Origin of the sequence: Marinobacter sp., from assembly GCF_041595835.1 — a bacterium.
GTDB lineage: Bacteria > Pseudomonadota > Gammaproteobacteria > Pseudomonadales > Oleiphilaceae > Marinobacter.
Window position 1 is genome coordinate 1 of record NZ_JBFHJO010000024.1, and the last position, 24,679, is coordinate 24,679.

At 52.3% G+C, this 24,679-nt stretch carries 26 protein-coding genes; 11 read left to right on the forward strand and 15 right to left on the reverse strand.

The genetic code is table 11. The features are described from left to right. Window positions 1-145: 145 nt before the first annotated feature. The 4 genes from ABYA77_RS09340 to ABYA77_RS09355 all read right to left on the reverse strand — a co-directional run bounded on the left by ABYA77_RS09340 (window position 146) and on the right by ABYA77_RS09355 (window position 5,406). On the reverse strand, window positions 146-1,369 hold the full coding sequence (locus ABYA77_RS09340; RefSeq protein ID WP_372965691.1) for an MFS transporter: 1,224 nt from the start codon (window positions 1,367-1,369) through the stop codon (window positions 146-148). Between the two features lie 98 nt (window positions 1,370-1,467). Beyond that, complete coding sequence (locus ABYA77_RS09345) at window positions 1,468-2,613, reverse strand: DcaP family trimeric outer membrane transporter (protein ID WP_372965692.1); 1,146 nt, start codon at window positions 2,611-2,613, stop codon at window positions 1,468-1,470. Window positions 2,614-2,957: 344 nt separating this feature from the next. Then, on the reverse strand, window positions 2,958-4,169 hold the full coding sequence (locus ABYA77_RS09350; RefSeq protein WP_372965728.1) for a CaiB/BaiF CoA transferase family protein: 1,212 nt from the start codon (window positions 4,167-4,169) through the stop codon (window positions 2,958-2,960). A gap of 49 nt (window positions 4,170-4,218) precedes the next feature. Then, window positions 4,219-5,406 (reverse strand): acyl-CoA dehydrogenase, encoded by a 1,188-nt coding sequence (locus ABYA77_RS09355; protein WP_372965693.1) that lies wholly within the window; start codon window positions 5,404-5,406, stop codon window positions 4,219-4,221. 168 nt (window positions 5,407-5,574) lie between these two features. Here ABYA77_RS09355 and ABYA77_RS09360 point away from each other — a divergent pair, with 168 nt between their 5' ends. Next, window positions 5,575-6,339 carry a FadR/GntR family transcriptional regulator gene (locus tag ABYA77_RS09360; RefSeq protein ID WP_372965694.1) on the forward strand — a complete coding sequence of 255 codons (765 nt, stop codon included), beginning with the start codon at window positions 5,575-5,577 and terminating at the stop codon, window positions 6,337-6,339. A gap of 52 nt (window positions 6,340-6,391) precedes the next feature. Here ABYA77_RS09360 and ABYA77_RS09365 read toward each other — a convergent pair whose 3' ends face one another. The 6 genes from ABYA77_RS09365 to ABYA77_RS09390 form a co-directional block, all read right to left on the reverse strand. Continuing rightward, entirely contained in the window at window positions 6,392-7,708 is a 1,317-nt protein-coding gene (locus ABYA77_RS09365; protein WP_372965695.1) for a TRAP transporter large permease subunit, read from the reverse strand. A 1-nt stretch (window position 7,709) separates the two neighbouring features. Then, a complete protein-coding gene (locus ABYA77_RS09370; RefSeq protein WP_372965696.1) occupies window positions 7,710-8,216 on the reverse strand; it encodes a TRAP transporter small permease in 507 nt (168 codons plus the stop codon). A gap of 56 nt (window positions 8,217-8,272) precedes the next feature. Next, window positions 8,273-9,283, reverse strand: a complete 1,011-nt coding sequence (gene dctP / locus ABYA77_RS09375; RefSeq protein ID WP_372965697.1) for a TRAP transporter substrate-binding protein DctP — start codon at window positions 9,281-9,283, stop codon at window positions 8,273-8,275. 56 nt (window positions 9,284-9,339) lie between these two features. After that, window positions 9,340-9,939: a 3-isopropylmalate dehydratase small subunit gene (gene leuD / locus ABYA77_RS09380; protein ID WP_372965698.1), complete on the reverse strand. Its 600-nt coding sequence runs from the start codon at window positions 9,937-9,939 to the stop codon at window positions 9,340-9,342. Between the two features lie 12 nt (window positions 9,940-9,951). After that, a complete protein-coding gene (gene leuC, locus ABYA77_RS09385) occupies window positions 9,952-11,343 on the reverse strand; it encodes a 3-isopropylmalate dehydratase large subunit (protein WP_372965699.1) in 1,392 nt (463 codons plus the stop codon). Between the two features lie 202 nt (window positions 11,344-11,545). Beyond that, window positions 11,546-12,325, reverse strand: a complete 780-nt coding sequence (locus tag ABYA77_RS09390; protein ID WP_372965700.1) for a GntR family transcriptional regulator — start codon at window positions 12,323-12,325, stop codon at window positions 11,546-11,548. 138 nt (window positions 12,326-12,463) lie between these two features. Here ABYA77_RS09390 and ABYA77_RS09395 point away from each other — a divergent pair, with 138 nt between their 5' ends. The 7 genes from ABYA77_RS09395 (at window position 12,464) to ABYA77_RS09425 (ending at window position 19,144) form a co-directional block, all read left to right on the forward strand. Beyond that, window positions 12,464-13,033 (forward strand): tautomerase family protein, encoded by a 570-nt coding sequence (locus tag ABYA77_RS09395; protein WP_372965701.1) that lies wholly within the window; start codon window positions 12,464-12,466, stop codon window positions 13,031-13,033. A gap of 61 nt (window positions 13,034-13,094) precedes the next feature. Further along, window positions 13,095-13,991: an oxaloacetate decarboxylase gene (locus ABYA77_RS09400; RefSeq protein WP_372965702.1), complete on the forward strand. Its 897-nt coding sequence runs from the start codon at window positions 13,095-13,097 to the stop codon at window positions 13,989-13,991. Window positions 13,992-14,022: 31 nt separating this feature from the next. After that, a complete protein-coding gene (locus ABYA77_RS09405) occupies window positions 14,023-14,700 on the forward strand; it encodes an isochorismatase family protein (RefSeq protein ID WP_372965703.1) in 678 nt (225 codons plus the stop codon). Window positions 14,701-14,722: 22 nt separating this feature from the next. Then, a complete protein-coding gene (locus tag ABYA77_RS09410; RefSeq protein ID WP_372965704.1) occupies window positions 14,723-15,667 on the forward strand; it encodes a polysaccharide deacetylase family protein in 945 nt (314 codons plus the stop codon). Continuing rightward, window positions 15,664-16,599 carry a polysaccharide deacetylase family protein gene (locus ABYA77_RS09415; protein WP_372965705.1) on the forward strand — a complete coding sequence of 312 codons (936 nt, stop codon included), beginning with the start codon at window positions 15,664-15,666 and terminating at the stop codon, window positions 16,597-16,599. The genes ABYA77_RS09410 and ABYA77_RS09415 overlap by 4 nt, the downstream gene beginning before the upstream one ends. Window positions 16,600-16,602: 3 nt before the next feature. Then, a complete protein-coding gene (locus ABYA77_RS09420) occupies window positions 16,603-18,018 on the forward strand; it encodes an FAD-dependent oxidoreductase (protein ID WP_372965706.1) in 1,416 nt (471 codons plus the stop codon). Window positions 18,019-18,373: 355 nt separating this feature from the next. After that, window positions 18,374-19,144 carry a PEP-CTERM sorting domain-containing protein gene (locus tag ABYA77_RS09425; protein WP_372965707.1) on the forward strand — a complete coding sequence of 257 codons (771 nt, stop codon included), beginning with the start codon at window positions 18,374-18,376 and terminating at the stop codon, window positions 19,142-19,144. Between the two features lie 120 nt (window positions 19,145-19,264). On the opposite strand, the gene ABYA77_RS09430 is transcribed toward ABYA77_RS09425, so the two are convergent. The 5 genes from ABYA77_RS09430 to ABYA77_RS09450 form a co-directional block, all read right to left on the reverse strand. Then, window positions 19,265-19,933, reverse strand: a complete 669-nt coding sequence (locus ABYA77_RS09430; RefSeq protein WP_372965708.1) for an alpha/beta hydrolase — start codon at window positions 19,931-19,933, stop codon at window positions 19,265-19,267. Window positions 19,934-20,034: 101 nt separating this feature from the next. Beyond that, the gene (locus ABYA77_RS09435; RefSeq protein ID WP_372965709.1) at window positions 20,035-20,190 is read right to left on the reverse strand and encodes a hypothetical protein; all 156 of its coding nucleotides are present in this window, start codon (window positions 20,188-20,190) and stop codon (window positions 20,035-20,037) included. Window positions 20,191-20,333: 143 nt separating this feature from the next. Then, a complete protein-coding gene (locus ABYA77_RS09440; protein WP_372965710.1) occupies window positions 20,334-21,530 on the reverse strand; it encodes a multidrug effflux MFS transporter in 1,197 nt (398 codons plus the stop codon). A gap of 78 nt (window positions 21,531-21,608) precedes the next feature. Continuing rightward, window positions 21,609-22,040 (reverse strand): DUF4124 domain-containing protein, encoded by a 432-nt coding sequence (locus tag ABYA77_RS09445; RefSeq protein WP_372965711.1) that lies wholly within the window; start codon window positions 22,038-22,040, stop codon window positions 21,609-21,611. A 65-nt stretch (window positions 22,041-22,105) separates the two neighbouring features. Next, on the reverse strand, window positions 22,106-22,258 hold the full coding sequence (locus ABYA77_RS09450; protein WP_372965712.1) for a hypothetical protein: 153 nt from the start codon (window positions 22,256-22,258) through the stop codon (window positions 22,106-22,108). Between the two features lie 53 nt (window positions 22,259-22,311). Between ABYA77_RS09450 and ABYA77_RS09455 the strand changes: the two genes are divergently transcribed. From ABYA77_RS09455 to ABYA77_RS09465, 3 genes are all read left to right on the forward strand, one after another. Beyond that, on the forward strand, window positions 22,312-23,082 hold the full coding sequence (locus tag ABYA77_RS09455) for an ABC transporter ATP-binding protein (RefSeq protein WP_372965713.1): 771 nt from the start codon (window positions 22,312-22,314) through the stop codon (window positions 23,080-23,082). Window positions 23,083-23,168: 86 nt separating this feature from the next. Then, window positions 23,169-23,921, forward strand: coding sequence for a transporter substrate-binding domain-containing protein (locus tag ABYA77_RS09460; protein ID WP_372965714.1), 753 nt, complete (start codon window positions 23,169-23,171; stop codon window positions 23,919-23,921). Between the two features lie 51 nt (window positions 23,922-23,972). Continuing rightward, window positions 23,973-24,677: an ABC transporter permease gene (locus ABYA77_RS09465; RefSeq protein WP_372965715.1), complete on the forward strand. Its 705-nt coding sequence runs from the start codon at window positions 23,973-23,975 to the stop codon at window positions 24,675-24,677. Window positions 24,678-24,679 lie beyond the last annotated feature (2 nt).

Here is a 24,679-nt window from a genome sequence, read left to right on the forward strand (position 1 = left end):
ACTCCGAACAGTGTTGCCTCACCCTCAGTGACGATTAAGTTTTGGGTCGGTTGAATGAGTTCAAGGTTGAGGTGCCCAGAGGGATGGATAAGCAAAGCGTTCGCAAGCAGATCAAAATTGTGCAGGCAGCACCTCAGAAAAAGCCTTATTCGCCGGAGTCCAACCCTGAAAACGCAGACAATCGACTCAGCATCACGCCTACCAGCAACAAAACCACCCAGCCTCCAATTAAAAACGTCATACTGTAGGGCAGAATTTCTGCCAATAGGCCAAGGCTAAGAGGCGCCAAAAACTGAACCGCTCTATTCCCCATTAAACGCACACCCCATGCACCCGAACGCTGATCCGGATGGACAGACTCAGCTAACACCACCATAGAAAGCGGCTGAGAAACACCCGAGCCAACCCCGACCAGCACCGCTAAAAGGCCCAGCAAGACGACCCCTTCCACAAGCCCTGTCAGCATCAACCCTACCGCCACCAGCAAAGCCGAGATCACCATCGCGCGAACCCGACCTCCCAACCAGTCAATTACAGTGGACATAAATGGACGTACAACCATCGCACTCAGTGCACGAAGACTTACCAGAGCACCAATCGTCGTAGCCGATACATCCAGATTTTCAAGATAAACAGGCAGAAAGGTGCCATGGGCACTGAGTGCAAAGACCACTGCGACCGTCAGGGCAATAGAAACCTGAACACCAGGATTCTTGCGCATCAACCTTAGCTGAGCTCGATAGCCGACCGCCTCCCGACGGGCAGGGTGACCCAGCCTGGCGCTGCCAGTCAACCCGCAGCCACTCACTAAAGTAAGCAAGGCCACAGCACCAGTCACCAGGAAAGTGAGCATGCTTCCCCTCGTATCCAACAGCCAACCAGCCAATAAAGGGCCGATCAACTGCCCGGCAGACAGGCACGTGGTGTACCAACCAAAATAACGCTCAAGAACCTTCCCCTGCCCCAAGCCTGATACAACAGACTGCCCCGCCAGAATCATCACCATGTGAGCAACACCGACCACCAACTGCGCCAGAACCAACCCGACAAAACCTGGCAAAGCAAGAATCGACAACACTCCGAGCACCAGACCAAGGCCACCAGCGACAATGGATCTTTTAGCACCCCAACTTGTAATCAAACCACCAAGAGGAATGGCCAGTACCAACGGAAGCAGGTAAGGAGCAGACAGAATAACGCCAACCATCGCAGAGCTCGCGCCCAACTCCAACGCTGTAAGCGGAATAGTTATGAGCAGCATTGTCTGAACGACAAATGCACCAGTTAAACCCAGACAGACGGAGATCAGGTTGACTCTGGACTGACTCGGAGTATCCGGTAATGCATGATCAATCATAGTCATCGGCATTTATTGTCCGATTTGCAAAAAAAAGCCCCGGTACAAGGCCGGGGCAAAGTGTGGAGAAATAACTCAGCAGGAAAACATAACGTAATCGGTAAAGCGGATCAGAATCCGACCATTACCATTGCCTGCAGGCGCAGAGCATCACCATCCTGGCCGTTAACTTGTTCGGCAGTGTGGTGACCCGCTTCCAGGCCATAGGTAACACCTTTCAATGGAGACCAGATATAGTTCACAAAGGTGCTTGCGTAGCTTTCATCAGCTGTACCGGCAACCCCGCCTTCCGAGAAAGCATCGTCCAGATCCGCTTTAACAACACCATAGCCCAGGTTGAAAGAACCGGAACCGGCAGCAACACTGACACTGACACCACCACCAGTAGCCTCAATTGTTTCCAAGTCGCCATTGCTGTCAACGAAGCCAGCTTGTGAAGGACTCAGGTAGAGGTAACCGCCGATACCATCACCGTGCGTAACCGACCCACGCAGGGTAATTGCGTCTGTCAGCTTGGTACTTGCTTCAAGCATGACACCCCAGGCCGCGGCAGAGTCATCTGACAGGTTAGGATTGATGACAGTGGCACCTTCAGCATCGTACTCAAGAAAGCGGGCCAGGCCAGCAACGGCAAACTTAACCGGGCCATCATTATTTTGGTAACGTGCCGTTACATCTGGAAGACGATATTGAGTGGTGCTTTCAGAGTTCACAACGCCACTGCCTGCCTTCGGATCTTCCAAAGAAACTGAAAAACCGCCGGTGGTATAGCGCAATTGCGGCTGACGACCGCCACCCTGCCCAAGAGGTCCGTTGAAATCAACCGTTGGAAACAGGCTCAGCGTGTTGCCAAAGTTGCTCCAGGTCTGGCCTGCCAGAAAACCGTTCCAGGCACCATAAGCGTGGCGTAGCCTGAATCCGCCGCCGCCATTGCCATAGAAGTCACCTTCGATGTTGGTTTTCAATTCATGGCCAGCAACCATGGTCTTGGTGGTAAAACCCAGCCGGCTTTGATTAGCGCTCATGGTTGTATGGCCATCTACACCCGGCGTGCCATCCATCCTGATATTTCCACGGCTGACTGCATTGCCCAGGTCAGCATCCACATCATAGATGACATCAAGCTTGGCATAACCATAGATATCGACATCGGTTTCATTGGCTTTGAAATTGAATGCACTGGCTGTAGAGGCCATCAGCAAGGTTGCGGTACCCAAGGACAGGGTAGATAGCGTTTTTGCTACTTTTTTGTTCATAAAAAAACCTCAAGTTCGATCTTATTTAGCGTTTATTGCATTAGCTTGAAGAAGTCGGCCGGGAAACCCGGCACTTAACAAACTACCGTCTCGTACGTATACCTCCTGACTGTTAATTGTTTTTTATTTGTACTAAACAGGAGAATACACTTAGATGTATTTTTTGCAATACAGGAAAATGTTTTTTTGTCAGTTTTTTTACAACCGACTCCAAACGACCTCAAATAGACGTTCGGGCCACCAGAAAAAACGACACATACATGGAAAAAGGGGAAAGGGTGCGGCAAGAATGCCCTGCCGCCGCGTAGTGGCAGGGCATTCTTCGAACAAAAAAGCTCGCAGAGTTAGCGAATAACCCCTTTACTACGCAGGGATTCAAGATAGTCGCCACGGCCGGGGAACAGCTCCGACAACACACTTTGAGTGTGCTCACCAAACTTTGGCGGAGGCGTATCAGCATTCATGGGCAGATCATCAAAGCGAACAGGGTTACTCACCAAATGCACCTCTCCGGCTTCCTGGTGTGGCATCGCCATTTTTATGCCACGATGCTGAACCTGCGGGTCCGCGAATACCTGTTCAATTGTATTGATCGGCCCGCAGGGCACACCTTCACGTTCTAAAGCCTCAAGCCAGAAACGACTGGGTTTATCCCGAATCAGCCCCTCAATCTGAGACACCAACAGCTTACGGTTTTGTACCCGGCTTCGATTACTGGCAAATCGCTCATCCGAGGCCAGATCGGGTACACCAGCCACTTCACAGAAACGCTGAAACTGACCATCATTACCCACCGCCAGAATGATGTGACCATCAGCTGTACCGAAGGCCTGATAGGGCACGATATTGGGATGCGAATTTCCCATACGCTCGGGGGACTGTCCTGAGGTCAGGTAGTTCATGGCTTGATTAGCAAGCATGCTAACCTGCACATCCATCAGTGCGACATCAATCCAAGTTCCTTCACCTGTCCGGTTTCTACCCAACAAAGCAGACAGGATAGATGTAGCAGCATACATACCGGTGAAAAGATCCACCACAGCCACTCCAACCTTCATCGGCTCGCCACCGGGCTCATCATCTGGCCGACCAGTAATGTCCATCAAGCCACCCATACCCTGAAGCAAGAAATCGTAACCTGCACGCTTGGCGTAGGGGCCGTTCTGCCCAAATCCGGTAATTGAGCAATAGATCAGATCTGGCTTAATCTGTTTCAGACTTTCGTAATCCAGGCCGTAGCGCTTGAGCCCTCCAACCTTGAAGTTCTCAAGAACCACATCACAGCTAGCCACCAGCTCCCGAATCAAGGCCTGGCCTTCGGACCGGGCAATGTCCACAGCGATAGAGCGCTTACCCCGGTTCGCGCACAGGTAATAGGCCGCCTCCTGAGTACCTTTCAGATAGGGAGGCCCCCAGCCACGAGTGTCATCTCCGCGTTCCGGATGCTCAACTTTAATCACTTCCGCGCCCATATCTGCCAAGTGCTGACTACACCACGGCCCAGCCAGAATTCTGGACAAATCCAGTACGCGAATACCTGCCAGAGGTTTATCCATCATAATCCTCCTGAGCGGAGCATCGCCCCGCTCTGTCGCATATCAGTGGTTAGCAGAACGCTTGAATACCGGTCTGAGCACGACCCAAAATCAGTGCGTGCACGTCATGAGTACCTTCGTAGGTATTCACCGTTTCAAGGTTCACCATGTGGCGCATCACACCGAATTCATCGGCGATACCATTACCACCATGCATGTCGCGGGCAACACGGGCCACATCCAGCGCTTTACCACAGTTGTTACGCTTGATCATCGAGACCATTTCCGGAGCCCAGTTACCACTATCCATCAACCGGCCTACCTGCAAGGCGGCCTGCAGCCCCAACGTTATTTCCGTCTGCATATTGGCAAGTTTCAGCTGAACCAACTGGTTAGCCGCCAGCGGGCGACCAAACTGTTTACGGTCCAGGGTGTACTGACGTGCGGCATGCCAGCAGAATTCAGCAGCCCCCATAGAACCCCAGGCGATACCAAAACGCGCTTTGTTCAGACAGCCAAACGGGCCTTTAAGACCGCTGACATTGGGGAGCAGGTTCTCTTCAGGTACAAATGCTTCATCCAGTACTATTTCACCGGTAATGGAAGCTCGCAGGCTCAGCTTGCCCTCAATCTTAGGTGTGGAGAAACCTTTGGTGCCGCGCTCTACAATAAAGCCACGAATCTTACCTTCGTGAGCTTCAGACTTGGCCCACACTACAGCGATGTCAGCAATCGGACTGTTGGTGATCCACATTTTCTGGCCACTCAGCAAATAGCCACCATCCACTTTTTTCGCGCGGGTAATCATGGAACCAGGGTCAGAGCCATGATCCGGCTCAGTCAGACCGAAACAACCCACCATTTCGCCACTGGCCAGTTTTGGCAGGAATTTATGCTTTTGCTCCTCAGAACCGTAAGCTTCAATGGGGTACATCACCAATGATGACTGGACGCTCATGGCTGAGCGATAGCCGGAATCTACCCGTTCAACTTCACGAGCAATCAAGCCATAAGCTACGTGGTTCAAACCTGCCCCGCCGTACTCCTCCGCAACAGTGGCACCAAGCAGCCCCATTTCGCCCATCTCCGAAAAGATTTCACGATCAAAACGCTCTTCTCGATACGCACTCAACACTCGTGGCTGAAGCTCTTGCTGACAATATGCCCGGGCAGCTTCACTAATCTGACGTTCTTCGGTACTTAACTGTTGGCTCAGCAGTAACGGATCTTCCCAGCTAAAACCTGATGAATATGACATATCGAATCTCCAACGGATGCTTGTGTTCACCAATGTCAGCTGCGAGGTTTCGCAACCGACCAGAATCTGTTCAGGCAATTTATGCTAATAAATAGAATAATTCAACCGAGTCGTAAAAAAAATCACAATGTGTCAAAATGGCCCTTTCACAGGAGATAACCAAACCCGATGAATGGCCAGAATTTAAGGATTCCCAAACGAATCAAACGCTCAGACCAGATTGTCGAGTCTGTAAAACGCTGGGTGGCGCTCAACCGAATGCAGCCCGGCGACCGCCTGCCCAATGAGCGGGAATTAATGGAGCAGTTTGAGTGCTCCAAGGGTACGGTCCGGGAAGCCTTAAAATCGTTAGAGGTGCAAGGGCTGGTCTCGATTCGCACTGGCCCAAATGGTGGCGCAGTTCTTGAGCCCGTACCCTATGAGAAAGCCAGCGAATTACTACGCAACTTTCTGCACTTCGAACAACCTTCCGGGCCAGAAATCTATGCACTCCGGACTCTGATCGAGCCGGAAATCGCTGCCTTGGCCACACCACGCTTAAGCGAGGATGACCTGGATACCCTGGCGAAGCTGATTTCCCGCTGCGAAACAGATCCGGAAACCTTTGATGAACGGATTGAACAACGAATTGCCGAGCTGGACTTTCACGTACTCTTGGCCCAGCGTTGTGGTAACGCCATGCTGGCCTTCATCGGTCGCTTTGTGAATGACATGATCCGTGACCTCGTGATATTCAAAAAATCGGCCCTACCCGAACAGCGGGAGTTTTCTTGTGCAAACCTGACCTACCACCAGAAGCTTCTTGAAGCGTTCAGGGCAAAGGATGCTGCAGCGGCCCGCCGACTCATGCATGAACACATGATCTCGGCAGAACACTTCAACCGAGAACTGGAAGGCCAGCTCAACCAGTACTTTCTCGGAATCAATCATTGACCCCAGCTCCCACGCCAAGGACGGCACGAGAGCCGGTATCAATCCTGCTCCCCTATTCCAGCGACAACCCCGGCAACCAGGTAACGATCGCAGGGAAGGCCACCATCAGGCCCACCAACATCAGCGAACAGATAATGTAGGGAATTGAGGCCATATATATCTCTCTCATGGTGGTTCCAGGCGGTGCCACACCTTTCATCACAAACAGGTTAAGACCCAGCGGTGGAGTAGAAAATCCCACCTCTAGCGCCACGAGAGTAATGATGGCGAACCACACCAGATCAAAGCCCAGAGACTCCGCCAAGGGAAAAAAGAACGGCACCGTGATCATCATGATTGAGATCGCTTCCATAAACGTCCCAAGTGCCAGGAGCACCAGAAACATCGCCAGCAGCATCAGCATCGGCGACAGATCAAAGCCGATCGCCCACTGAATCAGACCACTCGACGCGCCGGAAAATGCCAACAGCTGGCTAAAGGTTGCCGAGCCAAACACGATCAGATAAGCCATCAGAGTCACTTTGAGGGCACCAATCACTGACAGCCTGAAACTTTCCACCGACAAGCTCTTGAAGATGGCAGCCAACACGATAATTCCTAATGCTCCAAACGCGGCAGACTCTGAAGGCGTAGCAAACCCCGTCAGCATCATCACAACGATCATCACAATAATGCTCAGCATTGGCATGATATCGCGGGCAAAGATCTTAAGCTTTTCCCCGAATGAAACAGGGTCAACGTCATAAGCCGGAGCAGCATCCGGATCAAGTTTAGTCTTAAGCCAGATCGTTGCTACATACAACGAAGCCAATAGCAGACCCGGAATAATTCCGCCTATTAGCACATCACCGATATCCAGCTTAGCCAGCGTTGCCAGCAATACCGCGATAGCCGATGGTGGAATGATAATCGCCAGGCCACCCGTACCCAGAATCGGCCCAATGGACATATGCTTTTTATAGCCTCGACGCTCCATTTCAGGAACCAACAGAGAACCAAGCAGTGCAGTGGAACCCATGGACGACCCGCTCAGCGTCGAAAAAGCCGTGCCGCCAACAACGGTCACGTACGATAAACGTCCAGGTACCCGCCCCATCAAGTGATCAATTGCGTTGAACATTCTCATGCCCAGGCCGGTCCGGAAAAACAACTCCCCCATCAGCAGGAAGAGTGGGATTGGCACCAGACCAAATGATGACAGTGCACCAAAGCCGTTATTCAGCACTTGGGTAAGGCCAGAATTTCCGCCCATGAAGTACCAGGCACCCACCAGGTTGGCACCAATAAATGCAAAGGCCACCGGGGCCCCCAGCAACATCAGAATCAAGACAACAGAGAGCAGGAACACTAATGCGTCGTACCATGCCATATCAAAAGTCCCCGCTTGCAGAGCCGTGGTGGAAAAGGGCCTTTGAGAAGATGAAGCGGGTAAATTCAATGCCCATCAACGCAAAACTTATCGGGTAGGTAATGGTGAAGATCCACATTGGAATAAAGTAGGTTCGCACGTCGTAATCGCCGCCCTGGATGTTGGAGATCACCAACTCCAGCCCTTTCCAGGCCAATACAAACGCAATGACCGCACACATCAGCATCACGAACCGGGAAACAAAGCTCAAAACTAATGGCGGCAAATGTATAATGGCTACTTCCACGAAGACGTGCCCTTTCTCGCGCACCAACCACGGTGCCCCCAGCAGGGTCAGATAAAACATCGAATATTCAGTTGAGGTAAACAACCAAGCCGGAGGTTGTCCGCCGAAATTCCGTATCAGCACCGACGACACTACAGCAACCATCAACCAGACCAGCATCAACCCGGCAATTACCGCCAAGGCATCAACCAGCCTGTCATAGGCACGAATGAACTGAGGCATAGGACTACTCGTCATCAGGATGAAAAAGAGCCCAACCGAAGCTGGGCTCCGGTTTATTATTGCGCAGCCGGTTTATTGAACTTCTCAATGAGGCTGTCATAGTGAGTCAGGCCATCTGGGTGCTGCTCCATACGAGTGCGCATCCGGTTAAGCGAAGCTTCTTTACTCGCGCGAAGATAATTGCTGGCCGCATCCCCCTCCAGAACAACCGAAGTCATGCCGTTTTCTTCCAGAGCTTTCTGTTGCTCGGCAGAAAGGGTGGCAAACGCTTCAGCACTGGAGCGCTCGTGCTCAATAGCTACTCGCTGCAAGATATCCTTGGCCTCATCGGTCAGCTCGTCCCAGCTGTCCTTGTTAACAATAACCCCCATATCCGTGGAGTAAAAAGCCGGAGAGATCCGATAGTTCAGGAACTTATCCCAGTTCAAATCACTCATTCCGATCTGAGTCCAACCCGTAGCATCCACAACGCCACGCTCCAGGGCAGAGTAAACGTCTGTGGTCGGCAGGCTAATAGGCTGAGCCTTCAGATAATCTGTAAAAAACGCATCGTAAACCGGGTTACTGCGCAGACGAATGCCAGACATGTCCAGGCTACCGTCATCATTTAGTTTCGGCTCATTGATGGTGTAAAGATTGTATTTAACACCGCTATCGAACCACCCCAGATAGTACACACCCATTTTTTTCTGGTGGATCTCGTTGAGCAGGTCAAGCCCGCCAGACTCACGTGCATAGATGGCATTCGTGTTAGAAGAAATCATGACATCCCGTTCGGGCACCTTGCCGGAGTAGAAACTGGCCGCGGTATAGGCCATATCGACAACACCGTTGCGCACGGCATCCGGCTGCTGAGCCAGACCAATAACCTCTGGCCCTCCCAGTACTCGAATCTGGATAACGCCTTCTCCCTCTTCATTCACTTTATCAACAAACTTCAGAAAACTTTGCGTGTAAATCAGAGACGTTGGAAAAGCGTGAACAGCTTTAATTTCCTGTTCCGCCGATGCACCCATAGCGAATAACATCGACATACCAGCAGTAATTGCAAGTGCTCGTTTTTTCATGGAAACCTCGTTTTGTTTATTTTGATTCTTTAGGGTAAAGGCATCCCGTGCCCGAACTATCCCAGCCAGGGATAGTGGTTCCGATAGCTTTCTCTGAAGCGTTCAATGGTTGCCGCTTCTGCATTCGTAAGATCTATATCGTCCCAGCCATTGAGCAGCTTCAGCTTCCAGGTTGGGTTAATGTCAAAACCAACCGAGATGTCGCCTAAGGTTATTTTCTGGGCGGTGAGATCCACCTGGATCTGGCCCACATTATTTGCCAGAGCGCCGAGCAGAAGTTCGCAGTCCTGCTCAGAAACAAGTGCAGGCAATAAGCCATTATTAACAGCGTTAGATGCAAAAATGTCGCCAAAACTCGGAGCAATGACACAGCGGAAACCAAAATCAACCAGCGCGTAAACCGCAGCCTCCCGAGAAGAGCCGGCGCCAAAGTTACGACGAGCGACTAAGATCTGCGCATGCTCAGCGTCAGGGTGGTTGAGAATAAATTCACGAGGAGAACCATCACGATCAAAACGCATGTCGTGTAACAGAAACGCGCCATAACCGGCGGCCCGGGACTCCTTCATAAAACGAGCCGGAATCAGCTGATCGGTATCCACATTCTCTAGCGGCAACGGGCACGCCAGGGCAAACAATTGGTTGATGGGTTGCATGGCCAATTACCCTCAAAGGTCACGAATATCAGTCAGGTGGCCAGTCAGCGCAGCAGCTGCGGCCATGGCAGGAGACATCAGATGGGTGCGCGCACCAGGCCCCTGACGTCCTTTGAAATTGCGGTTAGTCGTAGACGCACAGCGTTCACCACTGGCGACCAGATCCCCGTTCATGCCGACGCACATGGAGCATCCAGACTCGCGCCATTCCAGACCCGCGTCGATAAAGACCTTATCGAGCCCTTCTGCTTCCGCCTGGACCTTGACGAGAGTTGACCCCGGAGACACCATGCCAGGCACCTTGCACGTTTTGCCTCGCAAGACATCAGCGGCCGCTCGGAGATCCTCCAAACGAGAGTTGGTACAGGAACCGATGAACACTCGGTCAATTTTCACATCGGTCAGTTTCTGCCCTGGCTGTAGCCCCATATAGTCAAGACTATTCTGGATCTGGCGCGCTTTAGAGGCAGAGAGTGCACCATCAGGGTGCGGCACACGTCCATCAATGGGCAAAGCTTCCTCAGGCGAGACGCCCCAGGTCACGATAGGAGCAATATCCTCGCCACGAAGGACGACTTCGCAATCGAACTTCGCGTCATCATCACTAAACAGGGTGCGCCAGTATGCTTCAGCTTGCACCAGAGCCTCACCCTGAGGTGCATAAGGCCGGCCACGCACGTACTCGATGGTTTTGTCATCGGGCGCGATCATTCCGCACCGACCACCGCCTTCAATAGAGAGGTTACACAGAGTCAACCGGGCCTCGACACTTAAATCCCGGATCACACTACCTGCGTATTCAATGGCATATCCCCTGGCGCCGTCAGCCCCCAGTTGAGCAATCCAGGCCAACGCAATATCTTTAGCCGTCACTCCCGGAGAAAGCTTTCCATCAACAGTGATGCGCATACGCTTAGGCTTGGTCTGCCAAAGCGTCTGCGTTGCCAGCACATGGGCCACTTCTGAAGCACCAATACCAAAAGCCAGAGCTCCCAGGGCGCCGTGAGTCGAGGTGTGGCTGTCGCCACAGACCATTAATAGTCCCGGCTGAGTGATGCCCTGTTCAGGCCCGACAACATGCACAATACCCTGTCGCGGATCATCCAGGCCGATCAACTCAACCCCATGGCGACGGGTATTCTCGATCAACTGCTCAATGACATTACGAACTTTCGGCTGAACCGAAATCAGATTACGACTATTGGTGGGAACATAATGGTCAGCAACGCCGGTCGTGCACTCAGGGTGCCGAACGGGAAGGCCCCGTTCGGCAAGCTTATTAAAAGCGTGAAATGAGCCTTCATGTGCCAGATGCCGATCTACCCAGAGTAAACTCTGGCCTTCGTCATTCTGGCAAATTTCATGCGCCTGCCAAACCTTGTCAAATAGTGTTTTACCTGCCATCGCCTGACTCTCATTTTGCGATCACACTGATCCGACGGCCACGAATGCTTACACAAAGTCCAACACAACCGGCTGTCTATTATTGTGATCAATAAATGTATTATTTTCGATACAGGAGAAGGTATAACACCACTTTAGACAATGTCAACTATTAGTAAAACCCGAACCTCTAATCCACGTTAAGCGCGAATCAGCGACGCCCCTACACCATCGGCTGCCAATAGCGGCCGTCAGCACCATCCGCGCGACTCAGGTCGATTTCAAGAAGGTAGCGATCTGGCCGATACAGGGCGTGCAGGTGCTCCACCCCTCTACCATCCTTGTCATAGACCACTCGGGTAAGAGAAATCAATGGAGAGCCAACCGCCACATCCAGAGCATCAGCAACCTCTTTGGTGGCAAGGGTGGCTGAAATTGTTTGAGTCGCATGATCCAGATTCACGCCACTACGCTCTAACAAAGCATACAGAGGCGTCGTCGCCAGATCAGCTTCGTTATAAGAGAGCGCAATGCGCTCGGGAACATGGGTGGTAAGGTAGGAGAATGGCTTATCTTCAGCCAGGCGCACACGAATAGAGCGCTGAGTTCGCTCGCTACTGTCGAGGCGAAGACGCTCCCGAATGCCTTCCTGAGGGCGGCAGTAGCCGAATTCCAGAAGGTGCACACGCGAACTTTCACCCATTTTCATAATATTGGGAAGTAAATCTGAAACACTGGCACTCATTACCGTGGCCCCTACCGGGCGCTCACTTACCAGAGTACCAACGCCCGGTTTACGCACAATCAAACCTTCCGCAGTCAAAGCCTCCAGAGCCCTGCGCACCGTCACCCGGGATACCCGGTGTTGTTCAGCCAGCTTCAATTCGCCGGGAATCTTCGACCCTGGCGCCATGTGGCCGCTATTAATCGCGTCTTTCAGTAATAAAAACAGCTGATGGGATTTGGTACCACCCGGCCCATTAGAGTTAAGGCGTGCTGCCATGGAACTTACCTCTCATTAACCCGACCGCTGGCACTTGACAGCGCATAGGCATGAAACATATAAATGTATTATCGATAGAACAATATGATTATCAAGCAAGGACACTTAATTGTTCTTTGCAACTAACAAGGATTCATCATGCCAATGTTACAGGTCAACCTGCTGTCGGGCTACAGCAGCGAATTGAAAGGGCGGCTTTGTCGCGCTCTAACCTCCGTCATTGCCAGCACAATCCAAGCAAAGCCAGAGGCCATCTCCATCTGGGTCAACGAAGTCAGCCCAGAAAACTATTGTCGCGCTGGTGAGTCCCGCCAGCCAGGCCAAGGATCACACAATCCGGAAACCATGGTTCGTGAATACTTAACGGCCATGGAAAACAGGGAGCTCACCCAGGCCCGACAATACCTGAGTGATGACTTTGTGATGACCTTCCCCGGTAGTGGTGATCTCACATCGCTCGAACAATTGGTCGAGTGGTCTCGCGGACGCTACCGTTTCGTTCAGAAAACGATCTCAGCCGTTAACGTCGCCTACGAGATGGAATCAGCCGTGGTGTTTGTTCATGGCACGTTACACGGCGAGTGGCCAGACGGCACTGCATTCAAAGACGTGCGGTTCATTGACCGCTTCGAGATCCGCAATGACCGCCTGACACGTCAAGACGTCTGGAACGACCTGGCCAACGCCCAGCCGCAGTCTAACGCATAGCCAAATAGCAGCAGCACCCACCGGGGCTGCTGCTCCACCCATATCAGGATAAGCATCAAATATGACAAACACTCTCAACAATGCAGGCCCAGTCACACTAAAAGAACGACTGCAAAGCTCCCGCATCATCGTCGCACCCGGTGTTTATGATGCACTTAGCGCATCTCTTGCCGAACAAGCAGGCTTTGATACCGTCTATCTGTCGGGTGCCAGCCTCGCATACACCAAACTCGGCCGGCCCGACATCGGATTGATGAGCCTGACTGAAGTCAATGACACCCTCGCACATATCCGCGAACGCAGTGACATTTCTATCGTTGTGGATTGTGACACTGGCTTCGGCAATGCCTTGAACGTCATGCGCAGCGTAAGACTTCTGGAACGCTCCGGTGCCAACGCCATCCAGCTGGAAGATCAGACCTATCCCAAACGCTGTGGCCATTTACGAGGCAAAACGCTTGTCAGCCAGGGAGAAATGGTCGGTAAAATAAAAGCAGCATTGGATGCCCGCCTCAGTGATCAGACCTTAATTATCGGCCGAACCGACGCCATTGCAACCGAAGGCATTGAAGGAGCCCTGGCCCGGGCACAAGCCTATTATGAAGCCGGTGCCGATGTTATTTTTGTAGAAGGCATCCGCTCTTCCGAACAAATCGACCAGGTGATGAGCCAGTTCAAGGGGAAAATACCTGTCATGGCCAACATGGTGGAAGGTGGCGACACCCCACTTCAGGATGCCGCCACACTGCAAACCATGGGGTTCTCCATGGTGATTTTTCCCGGAGCCCTGGTGCGCGCCTTCACCTATATGGCGTCAAAGTTTTTTTCCACACTAAAGACAGATGGCACTACGAATAATTTTCGCAATCAAATGCTGGATTTCAAACAGCTTAACGATTATCTGGGCACCCAGAGCATGTTAGAGCTGGGGCAACAATACGAAGATCGCTCACGTTAAGCCTAAAACCATAAAATTCAGGAGACATACCATGATCACCTCAGATAAAACTGCGAGAGAAATTTTCAACGAGGTCATGCAAAACCCTCAGCGAGTTCCGTTTGGTTTTGGCAAGAAAGCTGTTCTGGTGAACGTAGACCCGCAAAAAGCCTACACTCGCACTGACCTCTACAAAACTGCCTATGAAACGGACCCGCGCCAGCTGGAATACGTAAATGAACTGGCCAAGCGGTTTCGCGCTTTAGGCTGGCCAGTGGTATGGACTCATGTGGCCTTTTTAGAATCTGCTGAAGATGCCGGAGTCTGGGGTACCCGTACCGATACCCCAGACTCACTGCAGAACATCAAATACGGCTCCGATCGCGCAGAGTTTGATGAGCGGGTGGATATTGATGAATCGCGTGACGTTATCTACACCAAGCGAATGCCCTCCGCTTTCTTCGAAACGCCGCTGCAATCCCTTCTGGTATGGCATCAGGTTGACACTGTGATTGTCACCGGCGGATCCACATCCGGCTGCATCCGCGCGACCGCAGTTGATAGCCTGTCCCGCGGCTACCGCACCATAGTTCCCGAGGAATGTGTAGCTGACAAACACGAAAGCTACCACTTCGCCAACCTGACGGATCTGCACCTGAAATACGCCGACGTCATGAAAGTGCAGAACGTTATGGACTGGCTTGACAGCCAGATCGCCAAGAAAGACTGACATCGGGAGGGGGAGTAAAGACATGAAAGAAAGTCTTGGCGTTTACGACTACTGGCCGTATCAAAACAGACCAAAGATTCAATGGCCCAACGGTGCCCGGGTTGCTTTCTGGGTAGCTCCAAACATTGAGTTTTATGAACTAAACCCGCCCAGCAACCCTTTTCGCAAAGCCTGGCCCCAACCGAGCCCGGCTCTGCCAGGTTACACTATCCGTGACTATGGTAACCGGGTAGGTCATCGCCGCCAGATGGATCTTCTGGATAAGTACGGCATTCGGGGTTCAGTGTCTTTATCCGTCGCTCTTTGCGAACACCACCCCGAAATTATCGAAATGGTGTGTGAGCGTAACTGGGAACTGTTCAGCCACGGCATCTATAACACCCGTTACACCTATGGTCTGAGCGAAGAGCAGGAACGCGACATGATCCGCGATTCCATGGAGACCATTTACCGCCACAGTGGCCAGAAATGCGCAGGCTACCTGGCCCCCGCCCTGTCACATTCTGAGCACACACTGGATCTGTTTGCAGAGGTAGGTAGCGAACTGTTTGGCAACGATGCTGGTTTCTACACATGCGACCTGTTCCATGACGACCAGCCAACTCCTGTACGAGTCCGCAACGGTAAGCGTTTCATCTCTATGCCGTATTCATTAGAGATGAACGACACCATTGTTTTTGCTGTGAATAAAGTGGAACCCCGCCATTACGCCACCATGCTCAAACGTCACTTCGATCGCCTGTACGAAGAAGGCAAAGAGTCCGGAACGGTCATGTGTATTCCCACTCACAACTATCAGGTGAGCTGCCCTCACCGGATGAAAGCCTTTGAAGAGGCTTTGGAATACATCACAGGTCACAGCGATGTCTGGGTGGCAACCGGCCGCGAAATCGCCGAGCACTACCTTACCCATTCTTACGATGCAGCGCTTGCGGACATTGAGAACAAGAGAGGAGGTACGCAATGAGCCTCGACAAAGAATATCTGGAATACCCCATGCGCGGCTACGGACATGATCATGACCGTTTTGACTGGTCCATGCTCGCCGACCGCGCTCCGGTCACCTGGCCAAATGGAAAACGACTGGCAGTCTGGATCAACACATCCCTTCAGTTCTACCCCTTGAATCAACGAGGAAAACCTTTCAAGGTGCCGAATGGCATGACCATGCCTTACCCGGACTTGCGCCATTTCACCTTAAGGGATTATGGAAACCGGGTCGGCATTTACCGCTGCCTGAAAGCATTTGACCAGTACAACATCAAGCCTACATTTGCCATCAACAGCCAGCTGGCAAAAGACACCCCGTACCTGATGGAGCAACTCACAGCCACCGGTGGTGAATTCATCTGCCACGGCTGGAACATGGACCATCTCCACTATGGCGGGCAGGACAAAAACGAGGAAGCCGAACTGGTCAAACGCTCCCTGGAGACCCTGCGCAGCATAGTAGACACCCCCGTTCGAGGCTGGTTAAGCCCGGCGAAAAATCAGAGCTGGCATACTCCCGACCTGTTGGCAGCCAACGGTGTTGAGTATTGCTGTGACTGGGTCAACGATGACATGCCCTATCGCTTCCGTACCGAGAGTGGCCCACTAACCATGATGCCTCTTAGCACGGAAATCGAAGATCAGTTTGTCATAGGCCAAAACCTGCACTCCGAAGACTCATGGGTGGAGCAGGTCAAGGACGCGTTCGATTACCTGTTAGCGGAATCCGCCCGCCAGGGAGGCAGAATGCTCGCCCTGAACATTCACCCCTGGCTTATCGGCCAGCCACACCGTATCAGTAGCCTGGAAGCTGTTCTGGAGTATGTCAGCGGACATAGCGATGTCTGGCAAGCAACAGCCAGCGAGATTCTAGACACCTTTGCCACGCAAACAGCCAAAGAGGAGTGAGTCATGACCGACGTCCGAACAGATGGCGGAAACATCAATTTTGAGCTGGAGATGCCTCTGGTCATTGTGGGCGGCGGCGCTTGCGGCCTGGTGGCGGGTCTGGCGGCAATGTCCCGGGGAATCGACGTGGTGGTTCTCGAACGAGACAGCGTTCCTCGGGGCAGCACCTTCATGTCATCAGGCTTTGTCCCTGCAGCAGGAACCCGGTTTCAGAAGGCCGCTGGTGTTAACGACACGCCGGAGCAAATGGCAGCGGACATTAAAAAGAAAAACGGCAACCAATCGGACCCAGCCATTGTTGAAGCACTCGCTCACGCTTCCGGTGAAGTTATCGAATGGCTGGCCGATGAACACAAGATACCATTTGAGTTAGTGGAAGGGTTCCTCTATCCCGGTCACAGCCGTATGCGTATGCATTGCACGCCTCGGCGCACCGGAGAAGAACTCATGTCCTGCCTATTGAATGCAGCAGAGCAAACAGGGCTTCCCGTTCTGACTGAAGCCCGGGTGACCACCCTGCATATTGACGAAAAACGGCGGGTACAAGGACTATCGTATCAACGGAGAGATGGCACCGTTGAGCAAATAGGATGCAAAGCCCTGCTGCTGGCCTGCAATGGTTATGGGGGCAATCCGGAACTGATAGAACAGCATATCCCTCAAATGAAAGGTGCCCTATATTATGGCCACGAAGGCAATCAGGGGGATGCTGTTCTCTGGGGGCAGTCGCTGAACGCCAGCCTTAAAGACATGGGCTCATACCAGGGCCACGGCTCCCTGGCCTGGCCTCACCAAACGCTGATATCCTGGGCTGTTATGATGCAAGGCGGCATCCAGCTGAACCTCAATGGACAACGCTTTTCCAACGAACACGCGGGCTATTCAGAGCAAGCAGCCAAGGTCATTGCGCAGAAAGAAAGCATAGCCTTCAACGTGTTTGATGCCCGTATTCACGAAGAATGCCTCCAGTTTGAAGACTATCGCAACGCCCACAACACCGGTGCCGTGAAAATTTTCGACACACTGGAAGACTTAGCGGACGGCCTGAATATGCCGCACGACTCAGTACTCAACACCTTTAAAGAGATACAAACGCTGCAGGAAAAAGGTGGCAAAGATGCATTTGGACGCCAGTTCTCCACACAGCCTCAGCTGGTACCACCGTATTATGTCATTCGCGTTACCGGTGCGTTATTCCACACTCAGGGTGGTCTGGAAATAACAACCGAAGGAAGAGTTCTGGACACTCAGGGCCAGCCACTCCCCAATCTGTTCGCAGCGGGTGGAGCTGCCCGAGGAGTGTCAGGCTCAGGTGACAGCGGTTACCTGTCCGGCAATGGCTTGCTCAGTGCTGTTGTCATGGGGGCTTTAGCGGGCCGGGCGGCAGCTAAAGCCATCCAGTCAGGGACGCCATTTTGATCTCAGGTCACTAGTCGGCTTCGTTTATTCGTCACATCACAACTTGCCCCAGAGCCTCCACAGCTCCGGGGCCTTAGCGCTCTCCGGCAATAAAGATCAAGCCCCAGGTGCGTCAGAATAATTTACAACTACACATCAACACCGACAGAAAAAAACCTGAAACTTATTTAAAATCAACATCATAAAAAAACTGGCCCAATTCATGATTGAAATACCATACCCGCTGGAGGAAGTGATCTGGCCGGATAACGCTTTCGACATCGAAACGGTAGCCAGAACCTGATAGTTAGCCAAATCTGGCTTCTTCTTGTTTCGGGTAACAAAGGAAATTGATAGCTATCAACGGAGCATGACCATGAGCAACCTCAAAACAAGTCTTTTATCCCTAGGCGCAGCCACTGCCCTCCTTACGTCTGGCGCAGTAAACGCGGGAATTATCAAAATAGATGAAACCGCCTTTAACCCAACCGCTGGCTTGATTACATTCAGCGAATTCTCAGGTGGAACCGTCAACCCCACCTACAACCCTGCCGACTATGGTGCGGGCGCTGGTTCGCCAGTCGTAACCTTTGGTGGTTTTTTCGAAGGCCAAAGTCTGGGAGGGCCTGGTGACTGCCCTGCAGGAGCAGCACTGTCAGGTTGCGTTATCGGCACGCCAACCGGAACACTGACCCTGGACGCGAATTCGCCCGATACATTCATCACCAATGATGCAGCCAATCCCAGTAGCCCGGTACTCTCAGGAAGCCCGAGGTTTAACGGCGCTATTTCAATATTTTTTGATACCGATCTGGCCGGTGTCGGCCTTGAAGGCGGCTACTTCAACGCCATTGGCGGAACAGCTATCACAGCCTTCGACCGCGCAGGCAACGTCATCGGCTCTGTCGAAAACGAAGCTCTGGGCATTGAGTTCCTGGGCCTGGTCACTGAAGGCAACGTCAACAGCATCGCCGGGCTTCAGTTCAGCCTGGTAGGTTCTGAGCCTGCCGGCTTTGCCATCGACAACCTGCGATTTGGATTTGGTGATCAGATCACGCCGCCTGCATCCGTTCCTGAGCCTGGCACACTTGCCCTGCTCGGATTGGGGCTTGCCGGCCTGGGATTGTCCCGCAGAAAGCGCGCCTAACCTACTGACTCGTTTCGTCACGTCACTACATGCCGAAACAGCAGCTTAGCGCAAACAACCCCCGTCACATGATGGGGGTTGTTCTTATTGGAGGTACCTGTTCGGGAGATAGCTGAATGGTTACTTTTTTTCAGCCACTACCCTTGCAAAAAACCGGTCCATATCCCTCACCTCTTCCAGACAGAGACTATGCTCCATCCCGTAATGATGATATTCCGGCTCATACCCCATTCCCTGTAACCGCCGCAATGCAACTTGCCCCAGAGCTTCTGGCACTACGGGGTCATAGCTACCGTGAGCAATAAACACCGGCAGGTTCCGGTTAGCCACGCTTAGTGATACGGTGTCTGCAGTGGCGAAATAGGTAGACAGCGCAAACAGCCCGCCTAAACGCTTCGGATAACTCAGCGCCAACTCATAGGCCACAGCCCCGCCCTGAGAAAAGCCGCCGATGATGATGTTTTCACCAGGCACACCTCTGGCCATTTCCTTATCGATCAGTTTTGCAACCTGTCCCGCGGACGCTCTTAGCTGCTCCGAATCTACTTTTCGATCGATATTCATCGCCAGAATATCGTACCAAGCAGGCATCATCATTCCACCGTTAATAGTAACGGGCAGTTCCGGGGCGTGAGGAAAGATAAAACGTACAGCGGCTTTTTTAGCGAAGGGAAACTCCGGAACAAGCGGTTCAAAATCATGACCGCTTGCACCGAGGCCATGCAGCCAGATGAGAGTGTGTGTCGGCTCGGGGCCGGTATCAATTTGCAGGACATTCAGTTCAGCCATGGACTCTCCGGTAGTTCGGTTAGACATTACCGGCATCATACAGCCTCGATAGCTTTCTACACCCTAAAACAGACGAACCGAGGACTTTCGTAAAACCACATTTACGCAGCCTTGCGAAAATCCTCCATCCGCGCAACCTTGTCTCGCTGGCGCTTATAACGGGTTTTACTTTCAACCACCCTCATCTGATACTTAGGTGTTTTCAGGTCGCGTTTAACAGCGCTTTCCTGAGTGGGTCTGGCTCGTTTTTTAGCCATGATGCGTTCTCCAATTTGGCGTATCATCAGGAGCCTATGCGCAGCTCCGAATTTCTCACTCTACCATCTTTGCTCACTTTCCGAGCATCAAGCTTATAAGCAATGTCACTCACTGGCTGGCTTCAACCTAGCCTGAGCGGCCCTCAAGCTGTGCTTGCTGACATTTCCTCCGCCACAGCCCGCGGCGCTCCCAAGGCCAGCAACACCCCACCCACAGAGCACGCCAACATACTCACCACGATCGGCAACAAGGCATCCCCACCAAAAGAGGACGACAGTGCACTGATGATTCCGGCAATCGTGAACTGGGAAGCTCCCAGCATAGCTGAAGCCGTCCCACCAAGGTGAGGAAAGAACTCCAGCGCATTGGCCATATTGTTCGGCACAATCCCCCCCTGAAAACCAATTGCAGTGACAAAGCAGGCAGCCACTGCCCAGAAGGGGCCACCCAACATCACCACGCTGACTAACACGATCAGGGCCACACACTGAAGAGTAACCTGAGCCCTGAGCAACACGACAGAGGAAAACCTGCGCAACAATGGCCGGTTAGCAAGGTTCATCACCGCCATCAATACAATATTGGCCGCGAATAACATAGAGAAGATGTGGTTGGGTTGCCCAAACCACTCCTGATAAATAAAAGAGGAATGGGTAATAAACAGCATCATGGTACTGAAACACAGCACCTGAATACCGACAAACCGCATCGTGGTTTTATGACGCAGCACCAACATATAATTGGTCACTAACGTCTTCACTGGCGTGACAGACTTCAATCTTGGTTTGAGCCTTGGAAACAGCGCCAGCGTCAATACCAACGCAAGGAATGCACTGTATCCAGCCAATAGCAGGAAGATCCAGTTCCAGTGCCCAAATGCCAGCATTGTGGCCCCCAGAGCCGGAGCCGCCGCAGGGGCGATAAACATGATCAAACCAATCAGCCCGAACAACCGAGCGGCATCCTGACCACCCACCTGATCCCGCACAATCGCTGGCACTGAAACCGCGCAGAATGCTCCGCCAAAAGCCTGAACAACACGCCAAAATACCATGTCTCCCAACTCACCGGTTTGGGCCACCATCACCGAAGCAACCGCAAACACCACCAAGCCGAACATCAGGACATGGCGGCGCCCATAGCGATCCGATAAAGGGCCACCAATCAACTGCGCCAGGCCCATCGTTGCAACATAAGCACTGAGAGTCAGACCTATATCCACATGAGGCACAGAAAAAGCACGGGCAATATTTGGAAATGCCGGCAGATACGCGTCCAGGGCTAAAGGCCCCAAAGCAACCGTCATACCGAGCAATAAAGCGAGTTGAAAATGAGACAAGATCTACCTCCTTAAACTAGGTAGACAGCTAATTACAAATACCCATAAAGTGCAATGCGTGCTAACCGGGGGGGCCGTTTAATCCAGTATGCAATTGTTACTGAATAGCGTTTGGAACTTTCTACGCTTTTGCCTCAGGTGATTCCCCTGTTCATTGCCATATCCGGCCTTGAGCTGCGCCCGCACCTGCTCGAGTTGCAGCCGGTATTGTTCACATTGTGCCTCCTTAAGCTCGTTTATTTTATTTGCCTCAGCAAACCGTTGCTTATTCTCTGGCTCAAGCATGCGTTCAACTGACCTCCGGCTCTGGCTAACCTTTTCAGACTGTCGCAAATTGACGTGCAACGGCACAGTTACCGGTTCTTGCAGGGTTACTCGTGAGTGCTCTTGAGCATGTGGAGGCGTATCGGAAAAATGAGTAGCACCGCGATCATCAGTCCAACGGTATATTTCGGCGTGTGCTGGCACCGCCATGACAACATAAAACAGAGCTGTGGCAATCCTTTGCATCGTTTCACATCCTGTGAACGCAGTTTCTGAAGCAATCGGGGGTCCCTATTGCACTCGATATATAACTATACACCAGCCACACGCTTCATTCCGGTCAGATCCCGACGGATAGCGCAGTAAAACACTTGCATTGATGACTGAATTCGCCAGAATGAAACAATCAGCAGGCAGCTGCTTCGATTTTCACGAATTTTCAACAAAACGGTGTTGATTTCCACGGCTACAGTCCGTAAAACATGCGCCTTTGAACGACAGCCCCAGGAGTCACCCTATGGCGGATCCAGCGCCTCTGATTTGCAGGGACATCCACAAAACATTTAACGACCTCGAAGTGCTCAAGGGCATATCCCTTGATACCCGCAAAGGCGATGTCGTGTCCCTGATCGGCAGTTCCGGTTCGGGTAAAAGTACCTTTCTGCGCTGCATCAACTTACTGGAAACCCCAACTTCCGGCGACATCATCGTCCACGGCGACCCCATTCAGTTCAAGCAAAACCGTAAAGGTGAACGCATACCGGCCAACAACCGCCAGGTAGAACTGATCCGGGCACGGCTTTCCATGGTTTTCCAGGGATTCAATCTATGGTCACACATGACCGTGCTGGAAAATATTATTGAAGCCCCGGTGAACGTTCTCAAAGTTCCGAAGAAGGAAGCGATAGAGCGGGCTGAGGCTTACCTCAATAAAGTCGGCATCTACGAACGCAAGGATTACTACCCGGCCCAAATGTCTGGAGGGCAGCAGCAACGTGCGGCCATTGCTCGCGCTCTGGCCATGGAGCCGGAAGTTATGTTGTTTGATGAACCCACTTCCGCGCTGGACCCGGAACTGGTGGGTGAAGTATTGAAAGTCATGCAGAGTCTGGCCGAGGAAGGCCGAACCATGATCGTGGTAACTCACGAGATGGCCTTTGCAAGGGATGTGTCTACGCAGGTCCTGTTTTTACATCAGGGCGTAATCGAGGAGCAGGGTTCGCCGGAGAAAGTGTTCGATCACCCGGAATCCGAGCGAATGAAGCAATTTCTTGCTCCCAAGTTCTGAGCACCAGTGCTATCTTGAAACGGTACTGGAGTTAATACTTCTATTAAGAATAAAGCCCATACGGCTAACGAACGGAGAAGTGACACATGAAGAAACTGTTTATTGCAGCAAGTTGCGCCATGGCAATGTTTGCAGGCGGCGTACAAGCCCAGGACCAGAACCTGCGCATCGCCTTTGATGTCCCCTATGAACCGTTTGAGTATAAAGACGAAAACGGCGAACTGACCGGTTTTGAAGTAGAGCTGGCCAGTGCCATGTGTAAAGAAATGGAAGCGAAGTGCGACTTCGTCATTCAGGCTTGGGACGGCATGATTCCCGGCCTGATTGCCCGTAAGTTTGATCTGATCATGTCTTCCATGTCGATCACCGCTGAGCGTGCTGAGCGCGTTCTCTTCTCCGATCCGTACTACATCACACCTGGCGGCTGGTTCGGCCCTGAGTCATTCAATGCTGACGTAACCGACATGAATGCCATGAAGGGCAAAACCGTTGGGGTTCAGCGCGGTACCACCATGGACACCTTCGTCACCGAAAATATGACAGGCGTTGTAACCATCAAGCGTTACACCACCGCTGAAGACATGGTCCTGGATCTTGAAGGCCAGCGCCTTGATGCCGTTTTCGTAGACTACCCGGTAGGCGAGCAAACCATTCTGAACCGTGACGGTTACAAAGAGGTTGGCGAATCTGTGAAACTGGGAGAAGGCGTTGGCGTTGCCATGCGTAAGCGCGATACCAAACTGGCTAAAGAAATCAACGCCGCTCTGAAAACACTGAAAGAAGACGGCACCTACGACGCCATCATGGCCAAGTACTTCAACTACGACATCAAGATTTAACACCACTCCGGGGGCGGCCAGCGGGCTGCCCCTAACTTTTCGGACACTCTCATGTTTGACCTGAAAGGCTATGGCCCGGCCCTCGCTGAAGGTGCAGTGGTTACCATTGAACTAGCATTTTTGTCGCTGGCACTTGCCATTATCCTTGGCTTGCTTGGCGCATCCGCTAAGCTTTCTGGCAACCGCGTGCTAACCGGCATTGCTACCACTTACACAACGCTGATCCGCGGTGTGCCTGATCTGGTGATGATGCTGCTGTTCTATTATGGTGGCCAGGTGGCGGTCAATGCCCTTTCAGATTATTTGTGGGAAACCCGCGAGATCGACTTTTTCTTTCAGTTCGACCCGTTCATTTCTGGCGTTGTGACCATTGGCCTGATTTTTGGTGCCTATATGACGGAAACCTTCAGAGGTGCGTTTCTGGCTGTAGATGTTGGCCAAATAGAAGCGGCCAGAGCTTATGGCTTTTCAAACTGGCACACGTTCCGCAGGGTGATGATACCGCAAATGCTACGTCACGCTTTGCCGGGGGTTGGCAATAACTGGCAAGTGCTCCTGAAGACAACAGCACTGGTTTCTATTATTGGCCTTACCGACATGGTGCGCGTGGCAGAGGAAGCGGCCAAGGCAGAGCGCATGCCGTTCCACTTCTTTATTCCTGTTGCAGCGGTTTATCTCATTTTAACGGCAGGTTCCGAGCTCTTCATCCGTTGGCTTGATAAACGGGCCAACGTCGGCGTGGTTCAGGGGAACTAAAC

Coding starts and splice junctions, on each gene's coding strand:
- ABYA77_RS09370 (WP_372965696.1), bottom strand. CDS start 8,216: ATGCCTCAGTTCATTCGTGCCTATGACAGGCTGGTTGATGCCTTGGCG.
- ABYA77_RS09455 (WP_372965713.1), top strand. CDS start 22,312: ATGGCGGATCCAGCGCCTCTGATTTGCAGGGACATCCACAAAACATTT.
- ABYA77_RS09420 (WP_372965706.1), top strand. CDS start 16,603: ATGACCGACGTCCGAACAGATGGCGGAAACATCAATTTTGAGCTGGAG.
- leuD (WP_372965698.1), bottom strand. CDS start 9,939: ATGCAACCCATCAACCAATTGTTTGCCCTGGCGTGCCCGTTGCCGCTA.
- ABYA77_RS09340 (WP_372965691.1), bottom strand. CDS start 1,369: ATGCCGATGACTATGATTGATCATGCATTACCGGATACTCCGAGTCAG.
- ABYA77_RS09425 (WP_372965707.1), top strand. CDS start 18,374: ATGAGCAACCTCAAAACAAGTCTTTTATCCCTAGGCGCAGCCACTGCC.
- leuC (WP_372965699.1), bottom strand. CDS start 11,343: ATGGCAGGTAAAACACTATTTGACAAGGTTTGGCAGGCGCATGAAATT.
- ABYA77_RS09400 (WP_372965702.1), top strand. CDS start 13,095: ATGACAAACACTCTCAACAATGCAGGCCCAGTCACACTAAAAGAACGA.
- ABYA77_RS09365 (WP_372965695.1), bottom strand. CDS start 7,708: ATGGCATGGTACGACGCATTAGTGTTCCTGCTCTCTGTTGTCTTGATT.
- ABYA77_RS09355 (WP_372965693.1), bottom strand. CDS start 5,406: ATGTCATATTCATCAGGTTTTAGCTGGGAAGATCCGTTACTGCTGAGC.
- ABYA77_RS09395 (WP_372965701.1), top strand. CDS start 12,464: ATGCCAATGTTACAGGTCAACCTGCTGTCGGGCTACAGCAGCGAATTG.
- ABYA77_RS09465 (WP_372965715.1), top strand. CDS start 23,973: ATGTTTGACCTGAAAGGCTATGGCCCGGCCCTCGCTGAAGGTGCAGTG.
- ABYA77_RS09410 (WP_372965704.1), top strand. CDS start 14,723: ATGAAAGAAAGTCTTGGCGTTTACGACTACTGGCCGTATCAAAACAGA.
- ABYA77_RS09405 (WP_372965703.1), top strand. CDS start 14,023: ATGATCACCTCAGATAAAACTGCGAGAGAAATTTTCAACGAGGTCATG.
- ABYA77_RS09390 (WP_372965700.1), bottom strand. CDS start 12,325: ATGGCAGCACGCCTTAACTCTAATGGGCCGGGTGGTACCAAATCCCAT.
- ABYA77_RS09435 (WP_372965709.1), bottom strand. CDS start 20,190: ATGGCTAAAAAACGAGCCAGACCCACTCAGGAAAGCGCTGTTAAACGC.
- dctP (WP_372965697.1), bottom strand. CDS start 9,283: ATGAAAAAACGAGCACTTGCAATTACTGCTGGTATGTCGATGTTATTC.
- ABYA77_RS09350 (WP_372965728.1), bottom strand. CDS start 4,169: ATGGATAAACCTCTGGCAGGTATTCGCGTACTGGATTTGTCCAGAATT.
- ABYA77_RS09415 (WP_372965705.1), top strand. CDS start 15,664: ATGAGCCTCGACAAAGAATATCTGGAATACCCCATGCGCGGCTACGGA.
- ABYA77_RS09445 (WP_372965711.1), bottom strand. CDS start 22,040: ATGCAAAGGATTGCCACAGCTCTGTTTTATGTTGTCATGGCGGTGCCA.
- ABYA77_RS09360 (WP_372965694.1), top strand. CDS start 5,575: ATGAATGGCCAGAATTTAAGGATTCCCAAACGAATCAAACGCTCAGAC.
- ABYA77_RS09430 (WP_372965708.1), bottom strand. CDS start 19,933: ATGGCTGAACTGAATGTCCTGCAAATTGATACCGGCCCCGAGCCGACA.
- ABYA77_RS09345 (WP_372965692.1), bottom strand. CDS start 2,613: ATGAACAAAAAAGTAGCAAAAACGCTATCTACCCTGTCCTTGGGTACC.
- ABYA77_RS09460 (WP_372965714.1), top strand. CDS start 23,169: ATGAAGAAACTGTTTATTGCAGCAAGTTGCGCCATGGCAATGTTTGCA.